Below are 26,646 nucleotides of genomic sequence, written 5' to 3'. Positions count from 1 at the left end.
CCGCGACCCGAGTTCTCCAAGCCCGAGCTGCGCACCTACAACCAGTGGCGCGGCTACGCCTCGGTACTGATCCGCAAGGGCGTCACCGGGAACACGGGCAAGCCGGACGCCACCGAGCAGTCGCAGAACCGGATCCGCTTCTTCCGCGGCATGTCCGGGGACGGCGGCCGCGCGAAGGTCTTCGTCAAGGACTCCACCGGCACCCAGGACCTGAGCGAGGGCCTGCCCAGTCTCCAGGGCCTCGACGCCGAGTCGATCGCCTACACGAAGGCCGACGGCACCGTCGACTCGCGCGAGCTGACGTGGCCGACGAGCAAGGAGACGGCTCCCTCCCCCGGCCCGGTACGACCGACCTGAAGGCGTACCGCACCGGCACCGAGCGCACCGAGAAGATCCAGGCCGTCAGCGGCGGCAGGACCTTCCTCTCCCGGATCCGGAACACCTACGACGCGACCTACGGTCTGCCGACGAGCAGCCAGAAGGAGACGCTCAGTTCCAACGGCACGGGCTGGACGACCGAGGAGGTGACCTGCTCCACCTCCAGCTACGTCCACAACACGGCGGCGCACCTGATCGGCCTCACCCATCAGGTACGCAGCACGGCCGGCGACCGCACCCAGACCGCCACCGGAACCGTGCTCGCCGACGCCCGCACCGCCTACGACGCGCTGAACGCCTTCGGCGTCGCGCCGGTCAAGGGCAACCCCGTCCAGGTCGACACCCTCAACGGGGCCGGCACCGGATGGGTCACCACCAACCGCACCGAGTACGACTCCACAGGCCGTGTCGTCAAGGTCCTCGACGCGGCGGGCAACCCGACGTCCACCTCCTTCGACCCGCCCATGGGCACCCCGTTCAGCGTGACGAGGACCAACGCGCTCGGCCACACCACGACCAGCAAGGTCGACCCCGGCCGCGGCAGCGCGCTGGAGGCCACCGACGCCAACGGACGTACAAGTTCGAGTACCAGGTCAGCGAACACGAGCCGACCGTCGTCACGAGCAGGACCCTGCGTGACAACGGAACGTACGAGACCGCCTTGGCCTCTTCGACGGACTGCTGCGCCCGCGGCAGAACCAGACGGAGGCCCTCGGCGGCGGGCGCCTGGTCGTCGACACCCACTACAGCGCCAACGGCACCGCCCGCCAGGTCGACAACAGCTACTACGCGCAGGGCGAGCCCTAGAAGAAGGTCTTCGTCCCGGAGACCGCCTTCCACATTCCCAGCTCCACGCAGACCGCCTATGACGGCCTGGGCCGCACCGTACGTTCGACCAACCTGTACAGCGACGCGACGCAAACCCCCTACTCGACCACGACGGAGTACGGAGGCGACTGGGTCCTGACCCGCACGGCCATGTCGGCCGGCGCCAACCCGACGCCGCTACAAGGCAGCAAGGCGGTCAAGACCACGGTCGACGCGCTGGGCCGCACCGTCAAGCCGCAGCACGCCCTGACCACCAGCAGCCCGATGACCTGGCGCGACACCACGTACGCCTACGACGTGCGCGGCAACCAGAAGACCGCCGTCGACCCCGATCTGGGCTCGGCCGAGTTCACCTACGACAACCTCGACCAGGTCAGCTCGGGCCGCGACGCCACCGGGCGGCCCCAGCACTTCAAGTACGACGCCCTCGGGCGCAAGGTCGCCCAGCGCAACGACGCGGCGGACGGCCGGCTGGTGGCGACCTGGACCTTCGACACCCTCCCCGGCGGCAAGGGCCAGCCGGTCGCGGCCACCCGGCTCGACGAGAACGGCAAGGCGTTCGTCTCGGCGGTGACCGGCTACGACAGCGAGTACCGACCCACCGGAACCAAGACCGTCATCCCCGAGACCCCGGCCACCACGGGCCTGGCCGGCACCTACACGTACACGAACACCTACACGCGCACCGGCAAGGTGCAGTCGTCCACCCTCCCTTCCACCCCCGGCGGTCTGGCTGCCGAGAAGCTCATCACCCGCTACAACGCCGACGGTGCCGCGGTCACCATGTCGGGCCTTTCCTGGTACACCGCCGACACGGTCTACAGCCCCTTCGGCCAGGTCCTGCGCACGGCGTCGGGCAACGCCCCGTACCGGGTGTGGAGCACCAGCCTGTACAACCAGAACACCGGCCGGCTCAAGGAGTCCATCGCCGACCGGGAGACGAAGGACCACCGGGTCAAGGCGCTCTCGTACGACTACGACGTGGTCGGCAACATCAACTCGATCACGGACACCCGGCCGGGCGGCAAGATCGACCGCCAGTGCTTCAAGCACGACACCCTGGGCCAGCTCACCCAGGCCTGGTCGGGCAAGACGTGCACCGGCCCGGTCAAGGACGACGTGACGGCCTGCCCGGACGGTGACGGCTACCGCCAGTCGTACGAGTTCGACACGATCGGCAACCGCACCAAGCTGACGTCGCACGACCTGACCAACGCAGCGTTGGACGACGAGTACACCTACTCCTACGGCGTCACCGTCCCCGGCGGCGGCTCCCTGCCGCCCGTCACCACCAAGCCGCACGCGCTGACCCAGGTCGACGCGGTCACCCGGGACCCGGGCTCCACCGTCACCCTGCAGTCCACGTACGGGTACGACGCCGCGGGCAACACCACCCGCCGGACCATCGGCGGTGACACCCAGACCCCGGAATGGGACCGTCACAACAAGCTCACCAAGGCCGTCAGCCCGGGCATACCCGATCACCAACAAGTGCGTGGACGTGCCCAACGGCAACAGCGCCGACGGCACGGACCTGATCCTGTTCGCCTGCGCCGGCGGACCCAACCAGCAGTGGTCCTTCGGCGACACCACCACCTATGTCCACGGCGCCGACGGCAACCGTCTCATCCAGGAGACCGGCTCCAGCCGGACCCTCTACCTGGGCGAGTCCGAGATCACCGTGAACAAGGCCCGCACCTTCGGCAAGGCGACCGGCCACACGCTCACGGTCACCCTGTCCGACCACCACGGCACCGGCACCACCTCCATCGACCAGGCCGCGGGCCAGGCGATCAGCAACCGGAAGTTCGACCCGTACGGCAACGTCCGCGGCGGGGACCAGAACAAGTGGCCCGACAAGCGCACCTTCTTGGGCGTGGGCACCGATGACAACACCACGGGCCTGACCCACATCGGGGCCCGCGAGTACGACCCCTCGACCGGCCGCTTCCTCTCCGTCGCCCCGATCATCGACATCACCGACCCGCTCCAGATGAACGGGTACACCTACTCCAACGGCGACCCGGTCAACCAGAGCGACCCGACGGGGCTGGAGAGTGCTTCGGCGTTGCGTACTGCTCGGGAAGCAACGGGACGTACGGAGACTTCGACCCGGACTACCACGAGAAGGCCACGGCACCCAAGGGCAACGGCAACCCGAGCGGCAAGGGTCCGCAGGCAACGGTCAAAAAGCAGGGCAAGTCGATCAGCGTGAACGGCAAGTACATCCCACTCACGAGGAGATGATTGCCAAGTACCGGTTCGCCAGCCCCCAGCACAGCTACGAGGCCGACCTTGAGACCTGGACCCGCGCGACGTACACCGTCAGGGGGTCGTCGGCGAAAGACGAAGACGCCGGCTTCTGCCAGGCGGCGGGCCAGATGGGCTGGATGGGCACCACCCCGGATGTCGACTACCTCGAAGTGATCGGACTCAGGGATCCGCTCGACTGCGCGGGCGGTGAGGGTCAGGCGTGCAAGGACGCGGCAGTCAGCATCTCCATCGACCTGGCCATCTCGGCGGCCACCTACGGTATCGGCAAGGTCGGCAAGGTCCTCTTCAAGGGCGTCAAGGCCTCGATGAAGAAGGGCAACGGCGGGGTACCGATCCAGCGCCTCGTCAACGCGGCCAGCGTGGTCAACAGCTTCCAGGCCGGCACCCATGTCCAGTTGGCCGACGGCAGCTCGAAGCCCATCGAGGAGCTGGAGAACGGTGACCTGGCCCTCGCCACGGATCCGGAGACCGGCAGGACGGAAGCGCAGCCCGTCGCTGTCGTCCTGAAAGCCACCCGCGCCTTCGGCGCTGAGCAGCGCACCTACAACCTGAACGTCGCCAGCCTCCACACGTACTACGTGCTGGCGGGCGGTACTGCGGTCCTGGTACACAATGACGGTGGATTCGACTGGGAGAAGGGACTCGAAGAAACCTCGACGATGACGGCAAGAAGTCTCCGCGAGGAAATCAGGCGGAGAACAAGGAGTTCAAGGATGCGGTGCGTGCCATCGAAGGCAAAATCAAGCGAGAGATAACGCCTGCCGAGCGCCGCTCCTTGCACGACAGAATCACCGGACGCGGGTATGACTATCACCGCATCGTGGAAGAGGGCAAGGGAATGTTCCGTGGTTGCTGATCAGCAAGCTCTGGAAATCGGTCGGCTCCTGGAAGGGGCGGAGGTTCGCTCTGTCGGCAGGGCGGCCGGCATGGGTGTGGTCGAGCTCGCTTCCGCTCATGGCGACATCGTCATGGCCCATGTTCAGTGCCCTTTCCGGATCTTGCACGAAGGAAAGGCACTCCTGGGTTCCCGCGACATGAGATACCCGCAGCAGGGAGCCGGGGACGATGCCTTCGACCGGTTCCGGACGGTCTACGACGCACGTGCCGCGACCCTGAACGGAATCCTCGGACAGCTGCGTCCACGAGTCAGGGAGGTGACGTTCGGCGAGGCAGGAAGCCTGACGGTGTATTGGGAACCCGGTTTTCGGCTTCAGCTGTTCCCTGACTGTTCCGGGAGCATGGAGGCCTGGCGGGTCTTCATTCGGAACGGGCAGCACTACGGATATCCGGAGAGTTCCGTCTGATATGCCTCTCGGGACCGTCCTCCGCATGAGGGCGGCTCGCCGTAGAGGGTGATGTAGCACCGATGGCCCCCGTTACCGCACCGCGGTAACGGGACCGCCTATCCGGTCTTCGGCCCCACGCCTTAGCGTCACCATTGGCGCGAATCTCGCTTTCGCGAAAGGATCAATCGCAGTGCCATTTGAATTCAGAATCTCATGCCCCTCTGGTTCGGTCGCTTCATCGATAGCGCTCGAACCGCTAGAGGACACGGCCGACTATGAATACCTGGTGATGCAGGGATGTCGGATCTTGTCCGACGTGGGCTGCAGTTTTCATATCGCGGGATTCGGAAGTACGGATTGGAGTTTCGATGTGTCGTACGACATGTCGACTTTGATCGAACAGGTACCCGCCCTGGTCGAAAGCTTGAAGCTGAACGACACTGGTAAGGTTGACTTCTATTCGCAAGGCGTGGAACGGAGCATCACCTTCGAGCGAGTGAATGACTCATATGAAATTCGCTGCCATTCCAGGACTTCCTGGAAACCGTCGCCCAGTGTCGAGTATGCCAATTGCGCCAGCATGGAAGACATGCTCGATAAGTTGACCTTCGATTTCTCGATGATCCTTGAGCGTGCAGCCTCTGAAATTTCCACTTTGGAACCATTTCGATCTTGGCGTAGGGCACACGAGAGTCCCTGATAGCCATGCGATTCGCTCATCAAGCCCGGTAGATGAACGGCGTTTGACGGCAACGGTGACGGCAACGTCGGGGATGGGTCGGGGAGGTTGGTTGCGTCTGAACCCATCCCTCGGGCTGACCAGGTCACAGCCCCAGCCGTGCATCTCCACCAGCCGTTGCGGCGTAGCGTCAAAGCCGGGTGCGTCCAAACTTTCCCTACGTCTTCAAGGCGACCCGCTGACGCGGGCCGGCCAGCGACCAGGCCGCGCAGAAACAGCACAGCGTTGTACCGGAAGCGCGGAGAAAGCCTGACGTGCCCGCACGGCGAGCGCCAGGCCGACGGCGAGGCGACGGCGGGGAGTTGGCCGGGGCGGAGGCCCGGATGTGGGGTCGGTCGGCTCCGTGGGCTTTACCCACCTCCCCCCTCGCGCGCGTAGCCGTCTGACGGCACGCCGACGGCAACAGGGGCGCACAGCACGGCACTTCCACGCACTCCCACGGACTGGCCGAATCGCGCTGACCTGCGAAATTGCAGATGACGCCACCCCAGCGCGCACACGTACTATGTGCTGGCTGAAGCCACTCCAGTCCTCGTTCACAACACGACCCCGACCTCGGTGTTCAACTCTCGGGCCGAGGCCGACGCCTATTCCGCGTATGCCTGGGAGCACGGAACTCCGGTTCCCGGCCGACCCCGAAGGGGCAGGAACACCAATGGGCCGGAGCAAGGCCAAGAAGTTCGTCCGATCCGTCTACGAGGAGCAGCTGCGTAGTTCCTACGGCGATCTCAGCTCCCCGCATTTTCAGTTCGTCAGGAACTCAGTTACCAACCGGGAGCCGTTCGACACCATTCTCCGCGAGCTGGGTCACATCGGCCCGGTAGAGGACGACACGGACACCAGTTGCGACGTCTGTTTCACCTACGTCGTGAACGCTGCACGCCCGCTGATCGTCAAGTTGTCGATGGTCGGGCCCTACGCCGTGATCCTCACATTCGGCGAGGACGGTCTCGGCGTGGGGGCGCTGGTGTCACCTCTGGGGCACATGGGACCGGCGGAGTCCGACGTCGCGTCGGTCCTGACCACTCATGGGTTCACCCTCCTGCCGTCCGACCACTTGGAACAGGCGGTTTCCATCGCTCTCGTCGAGGGTCGGGACCAAGTGTCCCTCTACGCGGCTCTCTTCGAGCCCGAGGGGCAGATTCCTTGGACCTCGGGAGACTGATGATCGTCTGAGGGCCACGCATGCCCTCCGTCACCGCAGCGCGGTGACGGAGGGCATTGTCGTTTTACCGCCCCGCGGGCTACGGCATCAGCTGGTACTCGGGGAAGTTGCCGGGCAGCCGTTCGCCGTCCACGCCGTCGGTGACGGCGTGCACGAGCAGTTCACCGCCGACGAACGCGCCGCGCCAGGATGCGCCGAACCCGCCGAAGAGCTCCTCGCGGTCGCCGCGCGAGCGGGGCTTGCCGTGGCCGAGTTTGAAGGCCCGGATCTGCGGGGCGAGCCGGGCGAAGGTGGCCGGATCGTCGGTGGACAGGGTCGCGACGAGGGCGCCGCCCGAGGCGTTCATCGCGGCGAGCAGCTCCGCCTCGGTGTCGACGAGGACGATGGTGTCGACGGGCCCGAAGGGTTCCGCGTGGTAGAGCGGGGAGGAGGCCGGCGGGCTGAGCAGCGTGAGCGGGGCCATGTACGCGGAGGTGTCCTGGCCCTCCAGGAAGCGGGCCGGGTCCAGCGTGCCGCGGTAGAGCGGTACGGCGCCCCGCTCGATGGCCTCGGCGGCGTGGTCGGTGAGCTCCTTGGCCTTGGCCGCGTTGATGAGGGGGCCGAAGTCCAGCTCGGGCAGCGGGTCTTCGGGGTGCGCGACGGCGAGCGGGTGGCCGGTGCGGATGGACGCGACGGCCGGCAGGTAGGCGGCGAGGAAGGCGTCGAAGGCGGTGCGCTGGACGACGAAGCGCGGGTAGGCGGTGCAGCGCTGCTTGCCGTAGTCGAAGAGCTTGGGGATGACCGCCGTCAGCGCGGACCAGTCGGTGTGTTCCCAGATGCCCCAGGTGTTGAGGCCCTCCTGCTCCAGGATGTGGCGCTTGCCGAGGTCGGTGACGGCGGTGGCGATCCGCGCTCCGGTGTCGCGGCCGCCGACGAAGGAGACGCAGCCGATCTCCGGGGAGCGTACGAGGGCCTCGGACAGTTCGGCCCCGCTGCCGCTGACCAGGGTGACGGGGATGCCCTCGCGGCGGATCAGCGCGCCGGCGAGGGTGAGGCAGGCGAGGCCTCCGTCGGTGGGGGTCTTCGCGATGACCGCGTTGCCCGCGAGGGCCTGTACGAGCATGGCGTGGACCAGCACGGACATGGGGTAGTTCCAGCTCGCGATGTTGGAGACGGGCCCGGCGAGCGGGGAACGGCCGTCGGCCATGGCCTCGATGTGCTCCACGTACCAGCGGACGCCGTCCACGGCCCGGTCCACATCGGCCCGGGCGAGGTGCCAGGGCTTGCCGATCTCCCACACCAGCAGGAGGGAGAGCAGGTCCCGGTGCTCGGTGAGGGCGTCGAGGGCGGCGGTGACCCGGGCGCGCCGTTCGGGCAGCGGGACGTGCCGCCAGGCGCGGTGCTCGTCGAGGCAGGCCCGTACGGCCGCGCCCGCGGTCTGCGGGTCGAGCCGCGGGGGGCCCGCGACGGGGCTGCCGTCGACCGGGCTGGTGGCGGGCAGGCTGCGGCCGTCGGGCTGCCAGGAGCCGGCCCAGAGGTTGAGGACGCGGTCGTCTCGGAAGGCTTCGGGGGCGGCGGCCAGGGACCGCCGCCACGCGTCGGACCAGGCCGTACCGGGCTTGAGGGCGAGGGTGGGTGCCATCTGTGGTTCTCCGCTCAGGGGGTGGGCGGGGCAGGGAGGTGGCTCGCGTACGGCGGCCCTTCGCACGGGGGCGGCCGCACATCGAGGCTACGGGGCATCACCGCGACCGTACGTACCGTGCGTGCGAAATGGCCGGTGCCGGCTCGGAGCGGCGCGTCGCCCGTCCCTCCTCCCGGGGTCCGGATCCCGCGCCCAGGTCCTGTCGTCAACGTCCCGTCGGGCCCGCGACGCCACTGTGACGACAGGACCTCGGGACACCCCTTCAGCGCTTGCCGCCGCCCCGCTCCCGCTCGGGAGCGATCATGGCGACCAGCCCGTAGTCCAGCTCCGCGCCGTCGACCAGCAGGGCCTCGACCGTGCGCGTGCTCGGGTCGATGTCGGCCTCCACGCCCTGCCCGCGGTAGCGGGGATAGCCCGAGGCACCCGTTTCGCCGGTCGCCTCGACCGTGGCCGACCGCAGGGCCCGGTCCGCGGGGGACTCACCGCGCAGGTTCTGGATGTGCCCGGGCACCAGCAGGATCTCAAAGCTCTGCGGCTCTGTGCTCATGGACCGAAGCTACCGGATGGGGTGCCCCGGAGCGGGCGTGCACACGCGCCGCCTCGTAGGCTCTGCGGGACCCCCACACGGATGAAGAGGACAGACATGAGCGGCGACACCCCGGACAGGATCCTCCTCGTGGCGAAGGAGACCACCCTCCGGGGCCTGCTGGAGCGCCTCCTCGTGGCCCGCGGGTTCACCGTGGTCGACGGCGGGACCGGGGCGGACACCGTCTCCCTGCTGGGCAGCGCCGGCCCGATCTCCCTGGTGATCTGCGAGCGCACCGGGCCGGGCCTGGACGAGGTGGCGCTGTTCGAGGAGATCCGCCGGCACCCCGAGCACGGGCGGGTGCCGATCCTCGCGCTGCCGCCGGCGGATCCGGAGTGCACGGTGCGCGCGCTGGAGGCCGGTGTGAGCGACTGTCTCGCGAAGCCGTTCCATCCCGCGGAGTTCGTGGCCCGCGTCGAGCGGCTGGCCCGGTCGACCGCGGCCTGATTCCGCTCTTCGGCCTCCGGCCGGTCGTCCGGATCCGGCCGGTCCGGGCGGGGCCGCGCGATTGGCCGGACATCGCCCTGGTCGGGGCCGCCCGGGGTTCCTACGATTCGGGCACCCGGTCTTCACCGATCGGGAATTGTCAGGGACATGCCCAAATTCCCCTTCTTGGGCCTGCCCCGTTCCACCCTGCACACCGGTCTGTGACGACCCGGCCCCGCTCTGGCCGGCCGCACCCCCCACCCACCGGCACGCAGGCACCCCCGCCTGCGCGCCGCCCGGTACCGAAGCAGTGGATCGGAGAACCATGTCCGGCGGATTCCTCGTGAGCGGCGCGATCGGCGCCCTGCTCACCGCCACCCTGCCCACGCACGCCACCCCCTCCACGATCGTGAACCCGCCGCCCGACCGCATCGTGATCGAAGTCGCCACGGTCAACGGATCCGGGTGCCCCAAGGACACCGCTCAGGTCGCCGTGTCCCAGGACAACACCGCCTTCACCGTGACGTACAGCCAGTACCTGGCCCAGATCGGCGGCGGCGCCCCGCCCACGGCAGCGCGCAAGAACTGCCAGCTCAGCCTGATCGTGCACGTGCCCCACGGATTCACCTACGCGGTCGCCAGCGCCGACTACCGCGGCTACGCCTCGCTCGCGCCGGGCGCCAAGGCCACCGAGAAGGCCTCGTACTACTTCCAGGGCTCGCCGGACACCGCCGCGCGCACGCACAACTTCAGCGGCCCCCAGGAGGACAACTGGCAGGCCACCGACGTGACCGACTGGGCCCAACTGGTCTGGGCGCCGTGCGGGGTGCAGCGGAACTTCAACATCAACACCGAACTGCGCGTGACCAGAGGCACCTCGTCCCCCTCGTCGACCAGCTACATGACGATGGACTCCACCGACGGCAGCATCAACACCATCTACCACCTGGCCTGGAAGGAGTGCCCCGGCAAGTGATCCACCCCGCTCCCGGCCGCCCCCCGTTGCGCGTGCGCGCGCGGCGGGGGGCGGTAGCCGCGGGCGCGCACCGGCCGGCCTAGGTGTATTGATCACGAGCGTTGTTAACGGTGTCGGGTCTTGATCATGGCGAAGACCTCCGGTGTGGTGGAGGTGTCTAGGCTCCACACCACACACGGAGGTCTTCGTGTCCCACCGTAATGCCCGGCTGACCGTGCACGGCAGGCGGATCCTGGTCGAACGTGTTCTGGCCGGGCGTCCGGTCGCGCACGTGGCCGCGGAGATGGGGATATCGCGTCCCACGGCCCACAAGTGGGTCCGCCGCTGGCGTGCCGAGGGCGAAGCGGGCCTTGCGGACCGCTCCAGCAGGCCCCGCACGACGCCGCACCGCACCCCGGCCACGGTCGAGGACCATGTGTGCCGGCTGCGGACCGACCGCAAGCTCGGCCCGGCCCGCATCGGCCCGATCCTGGGCCTGCCCGCCTCCACAGTGCACCGGATCCTCGTCCGGCACCGCCTGAACCGCCTGGCCTGGCTCGACCGGCCCACCGGCGAGCCGGTCCGCCGCTACGAGCGGACCCGGCCCGGTGAACTGGTCCACGTGGACATCAAGAAGCTCGGCAACATCCCCGACGGCGGCGGATGGCGCGTCGTGGGCCGGTCAGCCGGCGACCGCAACCGCCAGGCCACCACCGGCCAGCGCAAGAGCAACACACCGGTGATCGGCTACTCCTACGTCCATTCCGCGGTCGACGACCACTCCCGCCTGGCCTACAGCGAGGTCCTGACCGACGAACGCAAGGAGACCGCCATCGGCTTCTGGGAGCGGGCGAACGCATTCTTCGCCGACCACGCGATCACCGTCGAACGCGTCCTGACCGACAACGGCTCCTGCTACAAGTCGAAGCTGTTCACCCAGACCCTGACCAAGGCCGGGATCACCCACAAACGAACCCGGCCCTACCGGCCGCAGACCAACGGCAAGGTCGAACGCTTCAACCGCACCCTGCTGGACGAGTGGGCCTATCTCCGGCCCTACACCAGCAACACCGAGCGGACAGCAGCCCTGGCAGACTTCCTCCACACCTACAACCACCACCGCTGCCACACCGCACTCGGCGGACACCCACCCATCAGCCGAGTCAACAACGCTGCGGGTCAATACACCTAGGCCGGCCCGTCGGCGCTCGGGGCGGCTACGGGCCGCCGGAGAATTCCCGGTCCGGGGTCCGTTCGGCTTCGCCGTACCGGCGTGGCCGCACATGGCTGGCGAGGGCTCGAGCAGGGCATGCCTTCCATGGGAGTCGCGACGGACGAGGGGGCGGGCCGATGACGGCCGATACCGGGCTCTGGCAGGGACGTACGGAAAGGGGCGCCGGCGTCATCCTCCGACTGGCTTCGGCGGCTGCCGGCGTGGCGGTGGCCGCCGTCTTGGTCGTCGACTTCCGGCTGACCGGTTCGACAGGCCGGCAGGTACTGGCGGTGGCGCTGATGGCCGCCCTCGTCAGCGCAGGCGTGTGGGCGGCGTCGAGCCTGACGGCCCTGCTGGTGCGGCCGTCCCTGCGACGGGCCCGGGGGCTCCTCACGGAGGAGCCCGACGTCTGGGGCTCGGACCGGGAGTTCTTCGCCCCGGTGCGCCGTCTGGTGTTCCTCGGCGTGCTGCATGCCTTGGTCCGCTCGTTGGCCTTGCTCGCTGCGTACCCGCTGGCCCTCTGGGCCGGCGTACGGGTCTGCGGCGCCGCAGGGCTGTCCGCGCACCTGGCCGGACTGTGGCCGGTCTTCGTCTCGGGGCTGCTGGTGGCGGCCGTTGCCACCACGGTCGGAACCTGCTTCGCCCTGTTCCGCCGCCGTACCAGCCGCGCGGCTGCGCGCTCGCTGGCCGCCGTACTGCTCAATGCCGCCGGACTCGCGCTCGCCTCGCTCGTGCTGGACGGAGTCCGGCTCGACGCTGCGCCGGGGTGGCGGCAAGCGCTCGCCCTGTGTGCCGTGGCGTCCCTCTTCCTGCTGCCGCGCATCACGCTGTCCCTGCCCGTACCGGGAGCCGCCTCGATCGTGCTCGTCGCCTACCACTGCCTGGTGCTGTGGCTGATCTGTGCGGCCTCCGCGTTCGTGGACCCCCGTCTGCACGCCGACGGCTTCTGGGCGCTGGCGGGAGCCGCTGCGATCATGTGGGCGATCGAGTGGCCCGCGCGCCTGGCCGTCCGGCGCGCGCAGGGAGCCGCCGCTCAGCCGGCTCCCGTCCTGCCCGATCCCCTCCCGCCGGATCACGGGTTCCCTTCCGGCCCGCTGTACTGAGGTCCCCGGCGACCGGATCCCCGCGCCGGCCCGAGCGGGGCCACGGCCCCGGTCCGTGCGTTCCCCCGGCGGACGGGCACCACCCCCGGCGCGTACCGGGCCCGGGGCGCGGGCTCCGCACGAACACGAACACGAACACGGCCACGGTCACCCGGTCACCCGGTCACGCCCGAGCCGTCCCGGAGGCACAGGAAGGACACAACCCGCGGTAGGTGACCTCGACCGCGGACACGGTGAAGCCGAACCGCTCCTGCGGCGGCAGATCGGCCGGCGTGCCGGCCGCGTGCACGTCGCGGATGGTGCCGCAGCCCGTGCACACCAAGTGCTGGTGCGCGTGGTGCGCGTTGGGGTCGAAGCGCTTGACCCGACCCTGTACGGAAACCTCCACCACCTCCCCCATCGCGACCAGCTCGCCCAGGGTGTTGTAGACGGTCGCCCGGGCGATCTCGGGCAGCCGCTGCGCCGCGCGGGCGTGCACCTCGTCCGCCGTGAGGTGCACGTGATCTCCGTCGAGGACCTCCACGACGACACGCCGCTGGGACGTCATCCGCCAGCCACGCCATCGAAGTCGCTCCAGCAGGTCACTCATATCGGCTCACCTTTTCGGCTCGGCGGGACAGCAGAACGTTAGCGACATAGATCAGGGCCCGGCAGGAAGCGGAACCGTCGGGCCGTGACACCGATCCGAATTCCGAGTGTTTTCTACGCGCCCACGCCCTGCGTGTTCTCGTAGCGACGGGCCCTTCGGTGCGCGAACATACGGACGCGCCGACGCAAGCAGCCAGCAGATGGAAACATCGACACAGGAAGAAGGACGGACGTGTCCGGCAGCGACAGCGAGAACCCAGTAATCCCTGCCCCGACCACCACGCCGACCCGCCCCAGGTCGAATCGGGACTGGTGGCCGAACCAGCTGGACCTTCAGGTTCTGCACCAAAATTCGCCCCTGGCCAATCCGATGGGGGACGATTTCGACTACGCGGAAGAGCTCGCGACCCTGGACTTCGACGCCCTGAAGCGGGACGTCTTCGACGTGATGACGGCGTCGCAGGACTGGTGGCCCGCGGACTACGGCCACTACGGCCCGCTCTTCATCCGGATGAGCTGGCATGCGGCGGGAACGTACCGCATCGCCGACGGCCGGGGTGGCGGCGGAGCCGGCGCCCAGCGGTTCGCCCCTCTCAACAGCTGGCCCGACAATGCGAGTCTCGACAAGGCACGCCGTCTGCTCTGGCCGGTCAAGCAGAAATACGGTCGGAAGATCTCATGGGCCGACCTTTTGGTGTTCGCAGGAAACTGCGCCATGGAATCGATGGGTTTCAAGACGTTCGGCTTCGCCTTCGGGCGGGAGGACATCTGGGAACCCGAGGAGATTTTCTGGGGGCCCGAGGACACGTGGCTCGGCGATGAGCGCTACAGCGGCGACAGGGAACTCTCCGGCCCCTTCGGCGCCGTGCAGATGGGCCTGATCTACGTCAATCCGGAAGGGCCCAACGGCGACCCGAACCCGGTCGCCGCCGCCCGGGACATTCGCGAGACGTTCGCGCGCATGGCCATGAACGACGAGGAGACGGTCGCGCTCATCGTCGGCGGCCACACGTTCGGCAAGTGCCACGGTGCGGTCGGCCCCGACTACATCGGGCCCGAGCCCGAGGCCTGCCCGATCGAGCAGCAGGGGATCGGCTGGAAGAACACCTACGGCACCGGCAGCGGCGCCGACGCGCTCACCAGCGGGCTGGAGGGCGCATGGACCACCGAGCCCACCACGTGGGACAACGGCTACCTGGACAACCTGTTCCGGTACGAGTGGGAACTGACCACGAGCCCCGCCGGTGCCCAGCAGTGGACCCCCAAGGACCCCGCGGCCCAGGGCACGGTGCCGGACGCCCATGATCCGTCGAAGAGGCACGCGCCGATGATGCTGACGACGGACCTCGCGCTGCGGATGGACCCGGTCTACGCACCGATCGCGAAGGGCTTCCACGAGAACCCGGACCGGCTCGCCGACGCGTTCGGCAAGGCCTGGTACAAACTGCTGCACCGCGACATGGGTCCGGTCTCGCGCTTCCTCGGCCCGTGGATCCCCGAACCGCAGCTGTGGCAGGACCCCGTACCCGCGGTCGATCACGAGCTGGTCGCGGCCGAGGACGTCGCCGCCCTCAAGCGCACGATCCTCGCCTCGGGGCCGTCCCTTCCCCAGCTGGTCACCACCGCCTGGGCGGCGGCGTCGAGCTTCCGCGGCACCGACATGCGGGGCGGGGCCAACGGAGCCCGGATCCGGCTCGCGCCGCAGAAGGACTGGGAGGCCAACGACCTGCCCGAGGTCACCGAGGTGGTGCGGAAGCTGGAGGGGATCCAGCAGGACTTCAACCGGGCGCAGGGCGGAGGGAAGAAGGTCTCGCTCGCCGACCTGATCGTGCTGGGCGGCTGCGCGGCCGTCGAACAGGGCGCGAAGAACGCCGGGTACGACATCGAGGTGCCGTTCGCACCGGGGCGCACGGATGCCTCGCAGGAGCAGACCGACGTGGAGTCCTTCGCCGTCCTCGAACCGGCGGCGGACGGGTTCCGGAACTACCTGCGGGCGGGCGAGAAGCTGTCGCCGGAGGCGCTGCTGCTGGACCGGGCCAGCATGCTGAACCTGACCGCTCCCGAGATGACCGTGCTCATCGGCGGCATGCGGGCCATGAACACCGGGTTCCGGCAGGGCCGGCACGGCGTGTTCACGGACCGCCCGGAGGCGCTGACCAACGACTTCTTCGTCAACCTGCTCGACATGGGTACGCAGTGGAAGGCGTCGGAGTCGGCGGAGAACGTGTTCGAGGGCCGGGACCACGCCACGGGCGAGGTCAGGTGGACGGCGACCGCGGTGGACCTCGTCTTCGGTTCGCACGCCCAGCTCCGGGCGCTCTCGGAGGTCTACGCGTCGAAGGACGCGGAAGAGAAGTTCGTCCGTGACTTCGTCTCCGCCTGGGACAAGGTGATGAACCTCGACCGGTTCGACCTCGCGTAGGGCGTCGATTCCTGCCGCGCGGTCGAAGGGCGACGGTCGGCCGCCACGACTGCCCGGCCGCCGTCGGTCTGCGGCCCGGTCGGCGGGCTGCGGGATGACCGCCCGGATCCCGCACCCGCCGGGTGGCCGCACGGGGCACGGTCCGGTGCCGGTGTCGGGCCCGTTCCGTACGCTGGCCACATGCGTACGCGCCCCACTCTGAGCTGGACCCCCGCCGAGGACCTGCGGCCGGGCACCACGGATCCGGAGCCGGTCGCCGCCGCGCTGAGGACCGGCGGCGTGCTGGTACTCAGCGGGGCGGGCCTTTCCACCGAGTCGGGCATCCCCGACTACCGGGGCGAGGGCGGAAGCCTGCGCCGGCACACCCCGATGACCTACCAGGAATTCACCACGAGCGCCCTCGCCCGGCGCCGCTACTGGGCACGCAGTCACCTGGGCTGGCGCACCTTCGGCCGCGCCCGGCCCAATGCGGGGCACCGGGCCGTGGCCGCGTTCGGGCGGCACGGCCTGCTCTCGGCGGTGATCACCCAGAACGTCGACGGCCTGCACCAGGCCGCCGGCAGCGAGGACGTGGTGGAACTCCACGGAAGTCTGGGCCGGGTGCTCTGCCTTTCCTGCGGCGCCTCCAGCACGCGCCGGGAACTCGCCCGGCGGCTGGAAGGGGCCAATGCGGGCTTCGAGCCCGTGGCCGCCCCACTGAATCCGGACGGTGACGCCGACCTCACCGACGAACAGGTCGGAGACTTCACCGTCATGCCCTGCTCGGAGTGCGGCGGCATCCTCAAACCGGACGTGGTGTTCTTCGGCGAGACCGTTCCCCCGCGCCGGGTCGAGCGCTGCCGCGCACTGGTCGATGCGGCGACCTCACTCCTGGTCCTGGGGTCCTCGCTGACGGTGATGTCCGGCCTCCGGTTCGTCCGGCAGGCAGCCCAGGCGGGAAAACCCGTACTGATCGTCAACAGGGACCCGACCCGAGGCGACCGGCACGCCGCCACCCGCGTCGCGCTCCCCCTGGGGACGACCCTCGCCGCCCTCGCCGACGGGCTGGACATCCCCGTCGACGGCCGTACGGCGGATTGAACCGGGGCCCGGCCCCGTCGGGTCCGGGCCCCTCCCGCACGGCGGGTCAGACGAACGGGCCGCCGAAGGGGCCGGCGGGGCCGTAGTAGAGGGCCAGCTGCTCGCGGTAGCCCGCGTCGCCGAGGTGCGCGTCCCGGTGGAACTCCGGGGAGCCCTTGATCTGTTCCTTGGTGCGCTCCACGTGGATCGTGCGCTCCTCCGGGTCGACGGCGATCACGGTGCCGGCCGGCAGGAGCACTTCCTTTCCGAAGATCCACACCCCTGTATCGACGACCAGGTAGGCGTCACCGACCTCGTCGGAGTGCTTGTCGACCTTGCCGATGCTTCCGTCGACCGCCTCGACCTTGTAGCCGGTGAGATCGGTACCGGCCAGGTGGCCCGACGTCGACTTGTAGCTCCACACGTGCTCGGTCACGTGAAACCAACTCCTCCGGTGTGCACGAAAGGATCAACCAACCTCTTGAACGGCGTCTGCCCCGCCTTCCCCGTTGTGCACGTACGAATTCAGATCGAGTCCGCTCCCGAGTTCCGTCGGGACGAGCACCTCGGGTACGCCGACCGTCGCGAGGCCCCGGGCACACACCACCGCTCCGGCATGCCGGTCGTCGGAGCGCTCGGCGCCACCGGCGAACCCGGCACGCGGTCAGTGCTCCGGCGGATCCTGGTGGGCAGGTGCCCAGAACGCAGTCAAGTGACCACCGTGGCCGTCGCCCGGGGTCAGGTCCTCCCACCCGCCCGGAAGGTCCACCACCACGACACCCGACGTCGGGAGCTCCTCCCTCAGCCGTTCCAGCAGTTCGGGCGGGCCGGTCCCGCACAGCGACGTGGCCAGCTCGTGGATGCCCGTGTTGTGGCCGACCAGCATCACGTGGCTCAGCCCCGCTCCCCGCTCCGCCAGTACGGTGGCCAGGGCTTCCGGGGCCGCATCGTAGACCGTGTCGTCGTAGACGGCGGGTGGCACGTCCGGCAGGGCCGGGGCGATCAGCTCCCACGTCTCCCGCGTCCTGCGGGCCGGGGAACACAGCACCAGATGGAACTCGAAGCCCGATGCAGCGAGCCAACGGCCCGTCTCCGCCGCTTCAGCTCGTCCGCGGTCGCTCAGGGAGCGTTCGAAGTCCTCGGCCACGTGTTTGGGCACGGCCTTCGCGTGGCGGACCAGCAGCAATCGGCAGGGGGCCGCTGAGTCGGACGAGGAGGAGGAGGAGGAGGTCGCGTGTGGCGCGGCAGCGGAGGACATGGTGCTCACCTCCACCACGGGACGGGGTGCGCGACCAGGTGCCTGCCCTCGTGCGCCCGCGTGGGTCCGGAGCCGCTGCTCGACTCGCCCGGCGGAGTCTCGCCCGGGGGTACGCCGCCGCCCCGTACGGTCGGTCGAGGCGTGTGGCGTGGTCCCGGGTCCGGAGCACGTGCGGACATGTCTGCCTCCTCGCCGCGCAGGCCGGGCCCGCCCTTCCAGCAGCTCGGCCGGGACTATCCGGCGCCTACCCGCCACCCGGCGGTTCACTCCTCGCGGCCGCCCGTCCAGACCCGGATGCGAGGCGGCCCGGAGCACCTACGGAGAGGGCGCCGCCGGGCACGGCGGATTCCAGCCGGGTGCCGATGACGGCTCCGCTCGACCGACGGTTCGAACGGGACCGGCCACCGGGTGTCCGTGCTGCCACCCGGCGCCCGTTTCGGGTCAACGGGTGACCGGGGCCGCGGGGCCGAACCCGTGACGGCGCTCCGGTCGAGCTCACCGCGCCCTGGAAGGCGGTCGAGACGGCCGGTCGGATCCCCCAGCTCGTACCGACGGAGCCCGGACGGGTGCAAGCCCTCAACCACCTCGACCGGGCACCTATCCGTCGACAACGGGCCGTCGGGTTCTTTCGGAGCTTCTTCGACACGGGCGAGCCGGCCGCGGCGATCTGCCACGTGTGCCGCGCGGCCCCAGCGACGCTCACGACCAGCCCCGAAGGGAGCGAGCGCGCCGTCCTCACCTGCGACAGCAAGTACCTTCCGGTGCACTCCTTCTGACCGTGCCTCAGGACGGGTGGCCCGCGCCGCGCTGGTCACCGCGTTGCCAGAAGAGCCGGTTGTCCAGGCACTCGGCCAGGTACGGGACGCCCGCCGTGTAGCCCGATCCGTGCGCCCCGCCGAGCATGCGAGCGGCGAGGCTCCGGTGGGTGGACTTCCAGCGCTGGTGCCGCTCCTCCAGCCCGCCGAGCGCGTTGCGGAAGCGGTTCCACTCGGCTTCGTCGAAACGGGCCGAGCGGCGCAGGTCGAGGTAGGCCCGGACGACCGTGTCGTGGGCCTCGCCCTCGGCCTCGCCCCGTACGGAAGGGACGCTGGTGAAGGCTGCCGACCGCATCCGAGCGGCGGTCGGCAGGCCGCACAGGATCTCGAAGCGCTTGTACTGTTCGGACTGGATGGCGCTGGCGCCCTGGGTGAACTGCCGGAACGCGGAGAAGTGCCCGGGGCGCATGGTGGCGACCATCCGGAACAGCGCCGAGGCCCGGTCGAAGAGACCGGCCGCACGGTCCACGTGGTCCGCCGCCGCGTCCAGCCGGCCCGCGCGCAGCGCCTCGATCGCCGCCCGCACGTCCGCCGCGATCGCCGTGAAGATCATTTCATGGGCCTGGAGCGCCCGGATGAAGAAGTACTCGTCGTGCAGCACGTACACGGGCTGAACCGTCAGGTCGAACCAGTGGCCGGCCTCGGTGGCCGTAGGCCGGGGCAGGAGCTCGGCGATGTCCGCCCAGCGGGACCACGGGGCGTGGGCCCCCGCTGAGACCAGGGCATCGGCGTCCGGACCGTCGAGGTCGTGCGCCACGAAGCGCAGCGCGTGGTGCAGCCGCTTGCGCAGGGTCACCGGATCCGGCGGGTCCCGATCCACGGATTCCCGCGCTTCCCGCGCTTCCTGCGGTTCCCGCGGTTCCCGCGGTTCCCGCGCCGGAGTCTCCGTCTGGGTCTCGAAGCGTATGACGTCGGATATGAGCAGCGTGGCCATGCGGTTCGGGTCCGGCGCTTCCCCCGTTTCGCCCAGGAGGAGCTCCAGCAGCGGCAGGGAAAGGTAGGTCCGGTTCCAGTAGCGCCCCTCGTGCTTGTCGAGCATGCAGTCGAGGAACGCCTGGAGATGGGGCGTGCGGTCCGCCGCGCGGTGGCCCCGGATCTCGCTGAGCCGAAGCAGCAGGGGCTGCGGCAGGAAGTGCTTCCCGGTCCGGCGCACCTCTTGCGTGACGGTGCGCGCCAGGTGGATTCCGTCCGGTTCTCCGCCGTCCCCGTCCAGGCGTCCGATGGCCGCCCAACGGTCCGCCTCTGCGCGTTCCGGGTTCATCTCGACTCGCCTCCTGGACCTGCCGGGCCCCACCCCATCCGGGTGAAGCGGAAGATTCAAGTGGGCATGATCGGAACACTGCCCGTCACGTCGCGAGCATTCGTGTCTTGACAAGGGCGGCGGGGACGCGCAAAGAGCCTCCGGCCCGATCGGGCGGAGGCTCTGTGGCGTACGGTTCGGTGCCCACCCCGGCGGCCGGTCGGCCGCCGCGCGCCGGTGGAGGAGGCGGATCCGGGAAACCGCGGATCCGAGTGGAACAAGCCGGGGCCCCATGGGCACTCGCGCAGGCGTCGGAGGCCCCGGCTCGCAGAAGGGGACTGCGTCAGCTGTTGGCCGAAACGTTGCCCGACAGGACCGGGATGTTGTCCAGGATGTGCGAGAGCGGCTCGTCGCCCTTGGCCTGGGTGGAGTTCTCGGTGCACTGCTGGTTCTGCGGGTTGGACAGGACGTTGACGTCCTGGACGCCGACGTTGGCGAGGACCGCGAGCAGGGACTGGGCGTTGACCTTGACGGGCAGGCCGATGCAGGGCTTGTTCAAGGTGCCCTGGATCGCGCCGAGCTGCGGGCTCAGGTCACCGCGGGTCTCCTGGTTGCCGTAGATCTGCGCGGCGCCGTTGCCCTGAACGGTGTTGACCCCGTTGTCGTTGCCGATGGCCATGGCCGGGGCGGCCATGGCCGCGCCCGCGCCGACGATCGATGCGGTGACGGCGGCGGTGGCCATGAACTTCTTGATCATCAGTGGTCCTTATGTCGCACGAGTGCACGGTGATAAGCACCTTGATCAACGGTCGGGGAGAACACAGGTTGCGCCGCTTCACCCGAACGGCCCCTACCGCGTCTCATGCCCCCGGACGGCCACGCTCAGCTCGACGACGTAGTGCTCCTCCACCCAGCCGTCCGGGAACCGTTCCATGAGGAGGGCGCGCTCGTCCTCCAGGAAGGCGTCCGTGCCGGGCTCTCCGACGAGGAACAGGGAGTGGGTGGACAGCTTGGCCAGATGCGTGTCGACCGGGACGCGGCGCGACCACGACAGCCGGCGGTCGGTGAAGCGCAGCCCCTCCTGGGAGAGGGCGCGCTCGTTGATGTACCAGCCCGGGCCGAACCGCTTCTCGATCCGGTCCTGCTGATCGGCGATCCAACCGACCCCGGTGTCCGGGTCGTTCTGCCACACCGCCAGGGCCCCGCCGGGGCGCAGCACGCGCAGGGCCTCGGGGACCGCGTGCGCCGGGTCCGTCCAGTGCCAGGACTGCGCGTACGTCAACAGGTCCAGGCAGCCGGAGGCCAGCGGCAGCCGGTTGCCGTCCGCGCGGACCAGCGGCGTGCCGGGGTTGCGGCGGCGGAACTCCTGCGCCATGCCCTCGCCCGGCTCCACCCCGACCACCAGGGCCCCTCGGGCCTCCAGGAGGGCCGTGGCGATCCCCGTTCCGGCCCCGACGTCGGCGACCCGTGCTCCGGCCAGTGGAAAGCCGGCCATCTCCGCCAGCGTGTCGAAGAGCTCGGGCGGGTACGCGGGGCGATGGGCGGCGTAGCGTGCGGCCGCGGAGCTGAAGGAACGAGCACGGGATTCGTTCGTCATGACGTCCATCATGCCGGTGTCCCGGAGCGGCGCGGAGAGGCAGTCCCCCATGGTGGCCGCTCGGTATGTCACGTCGCTGGTAGGGGCGTTGGAGCGGTACGCCGGACAGCCCGCGCTCGGCGCCGGACCGGTCGTCCTCGGATTCCAGGAGGTGCTCGACGGGGCCTGCCGGCTGGCCGGGGCGCTCTCCGGGGCGGGGATCGGGCGCGGCTCGGGACTGGCCTGCGTCACGGGCTCGAACCGGCCGGAGGTGCTGCTGGTACGGATCGCCGCGCACCTGCTCGGCGCCCGGCTGACCCAGGTGCTCGCCGGCCCCGCCCAGAGCGGGCTCGACTTCGTCCTGCGGGACTGCCGGCCGGACCTGGTCGTGCACGACGTGCCGGTGCCCGCGACCGGGGCGCCCGGGCTCGGCCTGGCCGAGCTGCTCCGCCGGGCCGCCGGCCGGGACGGGCCCGGCGCGGTGCCGGTGCGGGCGCGGGAGGACGACGTGGCGCGGGTGACGTACACGGGCGGGACCACGGGGCGGCCCAAGGGGGTGGCCTCCACCTTCGGGGCGATGGCCGCGCGGAACGCCGTACGGCCGGCGGCCTGGGCGGAGTCGGTGTACCTGTCGGTGACCTCGCTGGCGCAGCGGTCGGGCGGGCGGTGCCTGGAGCAGTGGCGGGCCGGGGGCCGGGTGGAGGTCCTCGAACCCTTCGCTCCCGCGGAGTTCGCGGCGGCCTGCCGGCGCCTGGGGCCGGTGGCCACGTACCTGACGACCTCGATGGTCTACCGACTGCTGGACGACCCGGCGACCGCCCACGGTGTACCGGGGCTGGAGGCGGTCTCGTACGGCGATTCGCCCGTCCACCCCGAGCGGCTGCGCGAGGCGGTGACCCGGTGGGGCGGCCGGTGGCGGCAGGGCTACGGCACGAACGAGGCGGCGGTGATCTGCCGGCTCTCCCCCGCCGATCACGATGCGGCGGTGGGCGGGCGGCCGGAGCTGCTGTCGTCGGTGGGACGGCCCGTCGCGGGGGTGGAGGTGGAGGTGCGCGACGGGCGGGGCAGGGCGGTGGCGGCCGGCCGCACGGGCGAGGTGTGGACGCGGTCGGCGGCGATGATGACCGGGTACTGGGGCCGGCCCGGACTGACCGCCGGGGTGCTGCGGGACGGATGGCTGCGGACGGGGGACCTCGGGCACTTCGGCGCGGACGGCTACCTGTACCTGGACGACCGGATCCACGACGTGGTGATGGTCCACGGGGACAACGTGTACTGCGTGCCCGTCGAGGCCGCGCTCACCCGGCATCCCGCCGTCGCACGGGCCGTCGTGGTGGGGCGGCACAGCGACCTCACCGGCGAGGAGGTGTGCGCGTTCCTGGTACCCGCGGCGGGGTACGGGCCCGGCCCCGGGCCCGCCGCCGAGGCCTGTGACCTGGTGGAGGCGGAACTGGCCCCGGCGCACCGGCCCACCGCGGTGTTCTGGGAACGGGCAATCCCGCTGACGGCGCGGGGCAAGCCGGACAAGCGCCTGCTGCGGGAGCGGGCAGAAGGGGCCGCCGGCCGACGGGCGTAGGAGCGGCGGGTGGTCGGGGCGGCGGGGGCCGGCGGACTGGTCAGGAACCCGCGGGGAGGTCAAGGGCGGGCGGCGGCGTAGGTCCAGAACTCCCTCATCACCTCGGGCGCGGCCGGGCCGGCCAGTTCCCGCTGGGTGAGGAGCAGGGTGAGCGTCCCGGTGGCGGGGACGACGTGGGCGGCGGTGCCGGTGCCGCCGATCCAGCCGTACCGGCCCGGTACGTTCCAGGGGTCGAGGCGGGCCACGTCGACCGAGCCGCCGAAACCCCAGCCCTGGCCCTCCAGGAACAGGGTGCCCGCCGCGCGCTGGGGCGCGGTGAGGTGATCAGTGCTCATCTGCCGTACCGAGTCCGCCGAGAGCAGCCGCCGGCCACCCCCGTACGCGCCTCCTGCGAGCAGCATCCGACCGAAGGCGTACAGGTCGTCGACGGTGGAGACGAGGCCGCCCGCGCCGGACGGGAAGGCGGGAAGGGTGCTCCACTCGCCGTCGGGCGCGTCCACGAGCTCCAGGGCTCCGCCGTCGGGGGCGGCCCGGTAGTGGCTGGTGAACCGGTGGAGCTGCGCCGGCGGTACGGAGAACGCGGTGTCCCGCATGCCGAGCGGCTCGAAGACGCGCTCGGCGAGCACGTCCTGGAAGGGCTGTCCGGTCGCTCGGGCGATCAGCACCCCGAGGATGTCGGAGCAGGTGTTGTAGAGCCACGCCTCGCCGGGCTGGTGGAGGAGCGGGATCCGCCCCAGGGTCGCCATCCAGACGTCCGGCTCCGGCACCTCCTGCGGCCTGGGCGGCCCCTGCTTCAGCCGGCCGAACAGCGGGGCCACGGCGGGCAGCGAGAAGTCGGCGGGGAAACCGTAGCCGGCGCGGAAGGTGAGGAGGTCGGCGACGGTGATCGGACGATCGGCGGGCACCACGTCGTCGAGCGGCGCCGAAGGGGTACGGACCACCGTCGGAGCGGCGAGTTCCGGCAGCCAGCGGGCCACGGGGACGTCGAGGGCGAGCAGTCCGTCCTCGACCAGCATCATGGTGGCCGCGGCGGTCACGGGCTTGGTGACCGAGGCGATCCGGAAGAGGGAGTCGCGGGCCATGGGTGCGGTGCCGGCCGTGTCGACGGAGCCGACGGCCGCGAACTCGACGTCCTCGCCGTGTGCCACCAGGGCCACCGCGCCGGGCAGTGTTCCGTCACCGACGTGGGTCTCCAGGAGACTGCGCAGGTCGCTCATGGTCCACCTTCTCGTACGTGCGGATGCTCGTAGGGAAGACTGCCGCCGGACGCCGGAATCATCGGTCCGACACGACCGGTGCGACACGACCGGTGCGGCCGGACCGGTGCGGCCCGACCGCGCGGGCGCGGGGCCGGCCGGGGCGTGACCGACCGCTATGCGGCCGGGACCACCGACGCGCGTATCGCCGAGGCCCACTCGCCCAGCAGGGCGGCATGGCGGATCCGCTCCGCGTCGGAGAGGCGGCCCTCGGCACGTGCGAACAGGCAGCGGATGTCGGCGTTGATCTCGGCGAGGGAACGTTCGGGTACGAGGTGGTCATCAGAGGTCGGGCTCACGTGATCAAGAGTAGGCGGCGCCTCCGACAACGGTGGACCGTGTCCGTCATGCGGACGCCCGGAGCGGGGGCCGCCCGTTCACTGCGCGAGCCGGGCGGCCCGGAACAGGAGGTAGCGGCGCTCCGGAAGACTGAGCGTGAGCCCGGCGGCCTTCGCGTAGGCGGCCCGCGCCGCCGCCTTCTCGCCCGCCATCTCCAGCAGGTGGGCCCGTACGGCTTCGAGGCGGTGGTGGCCGGCCAGGCGCTCGTCCCGGTCCAGGTCCGCGAGCAGGTCCAGGGCCCGCCGGGGCCCGTGCACCATGGCCACCGCCACCGCGTGGCCCAGGCGCTCCACGGGGCCGGGGACCATGCGGACCAGTACCTCGTACAGGGCGAGGATCTCCGCCCAGTCGGTCTCCTCGTCGCTCGGCGCCTCGTCGTGCACGGCCGCGATCGCGGCTCGCAGCTGGTACGGGCCCAGCGGCGCGTGCGTGAGGGCGTCGCTGACCAGGGCCACCCCTTCGGTGACGGCGGCGCGGTCCCAGCGCGTGCGGTCCTGCTCGGCAAGGGAAACCAGGTCGCCGTCGGGCGTGGTGCGGGCACTGCGGCGGGCGTCGGTGAGCAGCATCAACGCCAGCAGGCCCGCCACCTCGCCGTCGGCCGGGAGCTGCGCGTGAACGGCGCGGGTGAGGCGAATCGCCTCGGCGGCGAGGTCGGCGCGCTGCAGATCGCGGCCCGAGGTGGCCGTGTAGCCCTCGTTGAAGATCAGGTAGAGCACGTGGAGGACGTCGGCGAGCCGTGCGGCACGGTCTTCGGCGGCTCGCGTACCGGTCCCGTCGGTGCCGTCCGTGGCGCGGGTGCCGTGAGTGCTGTCCGTGCCGTCGGTGTCGTCGGACCCGATGCCGAAGGGGGTCCCCGAGGCCTTGATGCGGCGTTTCGCCCGGCTGATCCGCTGGGCCATCGTGGCCTCGGGCACCAGGAGGGCGCGGGCGATCTCCGCGGTGGTGAGGCCGCCGACGGCGCGCAGGGTGAGGGCGATCCGGCCGGCGGGAGGCAGTTCGGCCCGGCAGCAGAGGAAGAGCAGGGCGAGCGTGTCGTCCTCGGCGGGGGCCCGGCCCTCCCCCGGCGGCGGAGCCACGAACTCGTCGCGCGGGGTCAGCGCGGCGGCCGTCTCCTCGCGGCGCCTGCGCGCCTCCTCGCTGCGCAGCTGGTCGGTGAGCCGGCGGGACGCGACGCGGATCAGCCAGCCGCGCGGGTTGGCCGGGCGGCCCTCCTCGGGCCACTGCCGGGCGGCGGCGAGCAGGGCCTCCTGCACGGCGTCCTCGGCCTCGTCGAAGTGCCCGTAGCGGTGGACGAGCGCTCCGAGGACCTGCGGCGCCAGTCGGCGCAGCAGGTCCTCGCTCGCGGGTGCGGGGCCGGGGGTGGTCAACACATCTCGGTCCCCGAGCGGCTGTCGACGGGGTGGACGACGACGGGGTAGTTGGGTGCGCCCTCGGGCACCGGGCAGGCGTAGGCGCGTGCGGCGATCTCGGCGGCGCGGTCGAAGTCCGCGACGTCGACGATCCAGTACCCGGCGAGCACCTCCTTGGCCTCCCCGTACGGCCCGTCGGAGATCACGGGGGTGCCGTCGGCGGCCGCGGTGACCAGGCGGGCGTGCCGGGGTTCGGCCAGGCCCTGCCCGTCGACCCACTCGCCCGACGCGGCGAGGTCGTCGTTGAGCGCGCGCATGTAGTCGAACATCGCCTTGAGGTCGGCTTCGGACCATCCGGGGCCGTCGCCGTTCGCGGCGCCGCCCATGGCGTCGTAGTCGGCCTGCTTCCCGAGAACCATCAGCATGTACTTCATGGGGTGCCACTCCTTCTGTGCTGCGCGGCGGCTCCGGGACCGGAACGAGATCGGGATCGGGACCGGGAGCCTTTCGTACGGGACGTCGGAGCCGTCCCTCCCATTTCGACACGTCGGCCGCGGCAGCGCGCGACGGCTTCGGCCCGGGGCCGTTCCGTAC

27 protein-coding genes and 1 pseudogene are annotated in these 26,646 nt (G+C 70.7%); 15 read left to right on the top strand and 13 right to left on the bottom strand.

Annotated features, from left to right (window positions below):
* The first annotated feature begins 150 nt into the window (after positions 1–150).
* The 8 genes and pseudogenes from OG594_RS43150 (at position 151) to OG594_RS43115 (ending at position 6,670) form a co-directional block, all read left to right on the top strand.
* The gene (locus tag OG594_RS43150; RefSeq protein ID WP_266607877.1) at positions 151–357 is read left to right on the top strand and encodes a hypothetical protein; all 207 of its coding nucleotides are present in this window, start codon (positions 151–153) and stop codon (positions 355–357) included.
* Complete coding sequence (locus OG594_RS43145; RefSeq protein ID WP_266607875.1) at positions 303–1,247, top strand: hypothetical protein; 945 nt, start codon at positions 303–305, stop codon at positions 1,245–1,247. Before OG594_RS43150 ends, OG594_RS43145 begins: the two co-directional genes overlap by 55 nt.
* Positions 1,248–1,356: 109 nt before the next feature.
* A pseudogene (locus OG594_RS47450) lies at positions 1,357–1,614 on the top strand (hypothetical protein); the annotation flags it as partial.
* A 1,003-nt stretch (positions 1,615–2,617) separates the two neighbouring features.
* Complete coding sequence (locus tag OG594_RS47445) at positions 2,618–3,421, top strand: RHS repeat-associated core domain-containing protein (protein WP_353962642.1); 804 nt, start codon at positions 2,618–2,620, stop codon at positions 3,419–3,421.
* 28 nt (positions 3,422–3,449) lie between these two features.
* Positions 3,450–4,235 (top strand): hypothetical protein, encoded by a 786-nt coding sequence (locus tag OG594_RS43130; protein WP_266607871.1) that lies wholly within the window; start codon positions 3,450–3,452, stop codon positions 4,233–4,235.
* 90 nt (positions 4,236–4,325) lie between these two features.
* Entirely contained in the window at positions 4,326–4,784 is a 459-nt protein-coding gene (locus tag OG594_RS43125) for a hypothetical protein (RefSeq protein ID WP_266607869.1), read from the top strand.
* 172 nt (positions 4,785–4,956) lie between these two features.
* On the top strand, positions 4,957–5,466 hold the full coding sequence (locus OG594_RS43120; RefSeq protein WP_266607868.1) for a hypothetical protein: 510 nt from the start codon (positions 4,957–4,959) through the stop codon (positions 5,464–5,466).
* Positions 5,467–6,160: 694 nt separating this feature from the next.
* Positions 6,161–6,670, top strand: a complete 510-nt coding sequence (locus OG594_RS43115) for a hypothetical protein (protein WP_266607866.1) — start codon at positions 6,161–6,163, stop codon at positions 6,668–6,670.
* A gap of 79 nt (positions 6,671–6,749) precedes the next feature.
* Here OG594_RS43115 and OG594_RS43110 read toward each other — a convergent pair whose 3' ends face one another.
* Together OG594_RS43110 and OG594_RS43105 are read right to left on the bottom strand one after the other, a co-directional pair.
* Positions 6,750–8,291, bottom strand: a complete 1,542-nt coding sequence (locus OG594_RS43110; RefSeq protein WP_266607864.1) for an aldehyde dehydrogenase family protein — start codon at positions 8,289–8,291, stop codon at positions 6,750–6,752.
* 262 nt (positions 8,292–8,553) lie between these two features.
* Positions 8,554–8,838, bottom strand: coding sequence for a hypothetical protein (locus OG594_RS43105; protein WP_266607863.1), 285 nt, complete (start codon positions 8,836–8,838; stop codon positions 8,554–8,556).
* A 96-nt stretch (positions 8,839–8,934) separates the two neighbouring features.
* On the opposite strand from OG594_RS43105, the gene OG594_RS43100 reads away from it, so the two are divergent.
* The 4 genes from OG594_RS43100 to OG594_RS43085 all read left to right on the top strand — a co-directional run bounded on the left by OG594_RS43100 (position 8,935) and on the right by OG594_RS43085 (position 12,574).
* Positions 8,935–9,324 (top strand): PleD family two-component system response regulator, encoded by a 390-nt coding sequence (locus OG594_RS43100; protein ID WP_266607862.1) that lies wholly within the window; start codon positions 8,935–8,937, stop codon positions 9,322–9,324.
* A gap of 304 nt (positions 9,325–9,628) precedes the next feature.
* Positions 9,629–10,279: a DUF4360 domain-containing protein gene (locus OG594_RS43095; protein WP_266607860.1), complete on the top strand. Its 651-nt coding sequence runs from the start codon at positions 9,629–9,631 to the stop codon at positions 10,277–10,279.
* Positions 10,280–10,466: 187 nt separating this feature from the next.
* Positions 10,467–11,450, top strand: coding sequence for an IS481 family transposase (locus OG594_RS43090; protein ID WP_266605114.1), 984 nt, complete (start codon positions 10,467–10,469; stop codon positions 11,448–11,450).
* A 158-nt stretch (positions 11,451–11,608) separates the two neighbouring features.
* Complete coding sequence (locus OG594_RS43085) at positions 11,609–12,574, top strand: hypothetical protein (RefSeq protein ID WP_266607858.1); 966 nt, start codon at positions 11,609–11,611, stop codon at positions 12,572–12,574.
* Between the two features lie 163 nt (positions 12,575–12,737).
* Here the strand turns inward: OG594_RS43085 and OG594_RS43080 are convergent, their stop codons facing one another.
* A complete protein-coding gene (locus tag OG594_RS43080; RefSeq protein WP_266607857.1) occupies positions 12,738–13,163 on the bottom strand; it encodes a Fur family transcriptional regulator in 426 nt (141 codons plus the stop codon).
* A 231-nt stretch (positions 13,164–13,394) separates the two neighbouring features.
* Between OG594_RS43080 and katG the strand changes: the two genes are divergently transcribed.
* Positions 13,395–15,584, top strand: coding sequence for a catalase/peroxidase HPI (gene katG / locus OG594_RS43075; protein WP_266607856.1), 2,190 nt, complete (start codon positions 13,395–13,397; stop codon positions 15,582–15,584).
* Positions 15,585–15,764: 180 nt separating this feature from the next.
* A complete protein-coding gene (locus OG594_RS43070; RefSeq protein ID WP_266607854.1) occupies positions 15,765–16,664 on the top strand; it encodes an NAD-dependent protein deacetylase in 900 nt (299 codons plus the stop codon).
* Between the two features lie 46 nt (positions 16,665–16,710).
* Here the strand turns inward: OG594_RS43070 and OG594_RS43065 are convergent, their stop codons facing one another.
* The 6 genes from OG594_RS43065 to OG594_RS43035 all read right to left on the bottom strand — a co-directional run bounded on the left by OG594_RS43065 (position 16,711) and on the right by OG594_RS43035 (position 21,553).
* Positions 16,711–17,079 carry a PRC-barrel domain-containing protein gene (locus OG594_RS43065; RefSeq protein WP_266607852.1) on the bottom strand — a complete coding sequence of 123 codons (369 nt, stop codon included), beginning with the start codon at positions 17,077–17,079 and terminating at the stop codon, positions 16,711–16,713.
* 228 nt (positions 17,080–17,307) lie between these two features.
* Positions 17,308–17,901 carry a histidine phosphatase family protein gene (locus OG594_RS43060; RefSeq protein WP_266607850.1) on the bottom strand — a complete coding sequence of 198 codons (594 nt, stop codon included), beginning with the start codon at positions 17,899–17,901 and terminating at the stop codon, positions 17,308–17,310.
* A 5-nt stretch (positions 17,902–17,906) separates the two neighbouring features.
* The gene (locus tag OG594_RS43055; RefSeq protein WP_266607848.1) at positions 17,907–18,080 is read right to left on the bottom strand and encodes a DUF6480 family protein; all 174 of its coding nucleotides are present in this window, start codon (positions 18,078–18,080) and stop codon (positions 17,907–17,909) included.
* Between the two features lie 604 nt (positions 18,081–18,684).
* The gene (locus OG594_RS43045; protein ID WP_266607846.1) at positions 18,685–19,977 is read right to left on the bottom strand and encodes a tryptophan 2,3-dioxygenase family protein; all 1,293 of its coding nucleotides are present in this window, start codon (positions 19,975–19,977) and stop codon (positions 18,685–18,687) included.
* Positions 19,978–20,299: 322 nt separating this feature from the next.
* Positions 20,300–20,713, bottom strand: a complete 414-nt coding sequence (locus OG594_RS43040; RefSeq protein ID WP_266607844.1) for a rodlin — start codon at positions 20,711–20,713, stop codon at positions 20,300–20,302.
* A 93-nt stretch (positions 20,714–20,806) separates the two neighbouring features.
* Positions 20,807–21,553, bottom strand: coding sequence for a class I SAM-dependent methyltransferase (locus OG594_RS43035; RefSeq protein WP_266607842.1), 747 nt, complete (start codon positions 21,551–21,553; stop codon positions 20,807–20,809).
* On the opposite strand from OG594_RS43035, the gene OG594_RS43030 reads away from it, so the two are divergent.
* Positions 21,552–23,108: an AMP-binding protein gene (locus OG594_RS43030; protein ID WP_266607840.1), complete on the top strand. Its 1,557-nt coding sequence runs from the start codon at positions 21,552–21,554 to the stop codon at positions 23,106–23,108. The genes OG594_RS43035 and OG594_RS43030 overlap by 2 nt on opposite strands.
* Positions 23,109–23,167: 59 nt before the next feature.
* Here the strand turns inward: OG594_RS43030 and OG594_RS43025 are convergent, their stop codons facing one another.
* From OG594_RS43025 to OG594_RS43010, 4 genes are all read right to left on the bottom strand, one after another.
* A complete protein-coding gene (locus OG594_RS43025; protein WP_266607838.1) occupies positions 23,168–24,325 on the bottom strand; it encodes a serine hydrolase in 1,158 nt (385 codons plus the stop codon).
* Positions 24,326–24,480: 155 nt separating this feature from the next.
* Positions 24,481–24,663, bottom strand: a complete 183-nt coding sequence (locus tag OG594_RS43020) for a hypothetical protein (RefSeq protein ID WP_266607836.1) — start codon at positions 24,661–24,663, stop codon at positions 24,481–24,483.
* Between the two features lie 78 nt (positions 24,664–24,741).
* Entirely contained in the window at positions 24,742–26,070 is a 1,329-nt protein-coding gene (locus OG594_RS43015) for an RNA polymerase sigma factor (RefSeq protein ID WP_266608865.1), read from the bottom strand.
* Complete coding sequence (locus tag OG594_RS43010; protein WP_266607834.1) at positions 26,067–26,486, bottom strand: YciI family protein; 420 nt, start codon at positions 26,484–26,486, stop codon at positions 26,067–26,069. The genes OG594_RS43015 and OG594_RS43010 overlap by 4 nt, the downstream gene beginning before the upstream one ends.
* Positions 26,487–26,646: the final 160 nt, after the last annotated feature.

Source organism: Streptomyces sp. NBC_01214, from assembly GCF_026340975.1.
GTDB lineage: Bacteria > Actinomycetota > Actinomycetes > Streptomycetales > Streptomycetaceae > Streptomyces.
The sequence above is the reverse complement of the archived record's forward strand: the minus strand, read 5'-3'. Positions and strand labels throughout refer to the sequence as shown.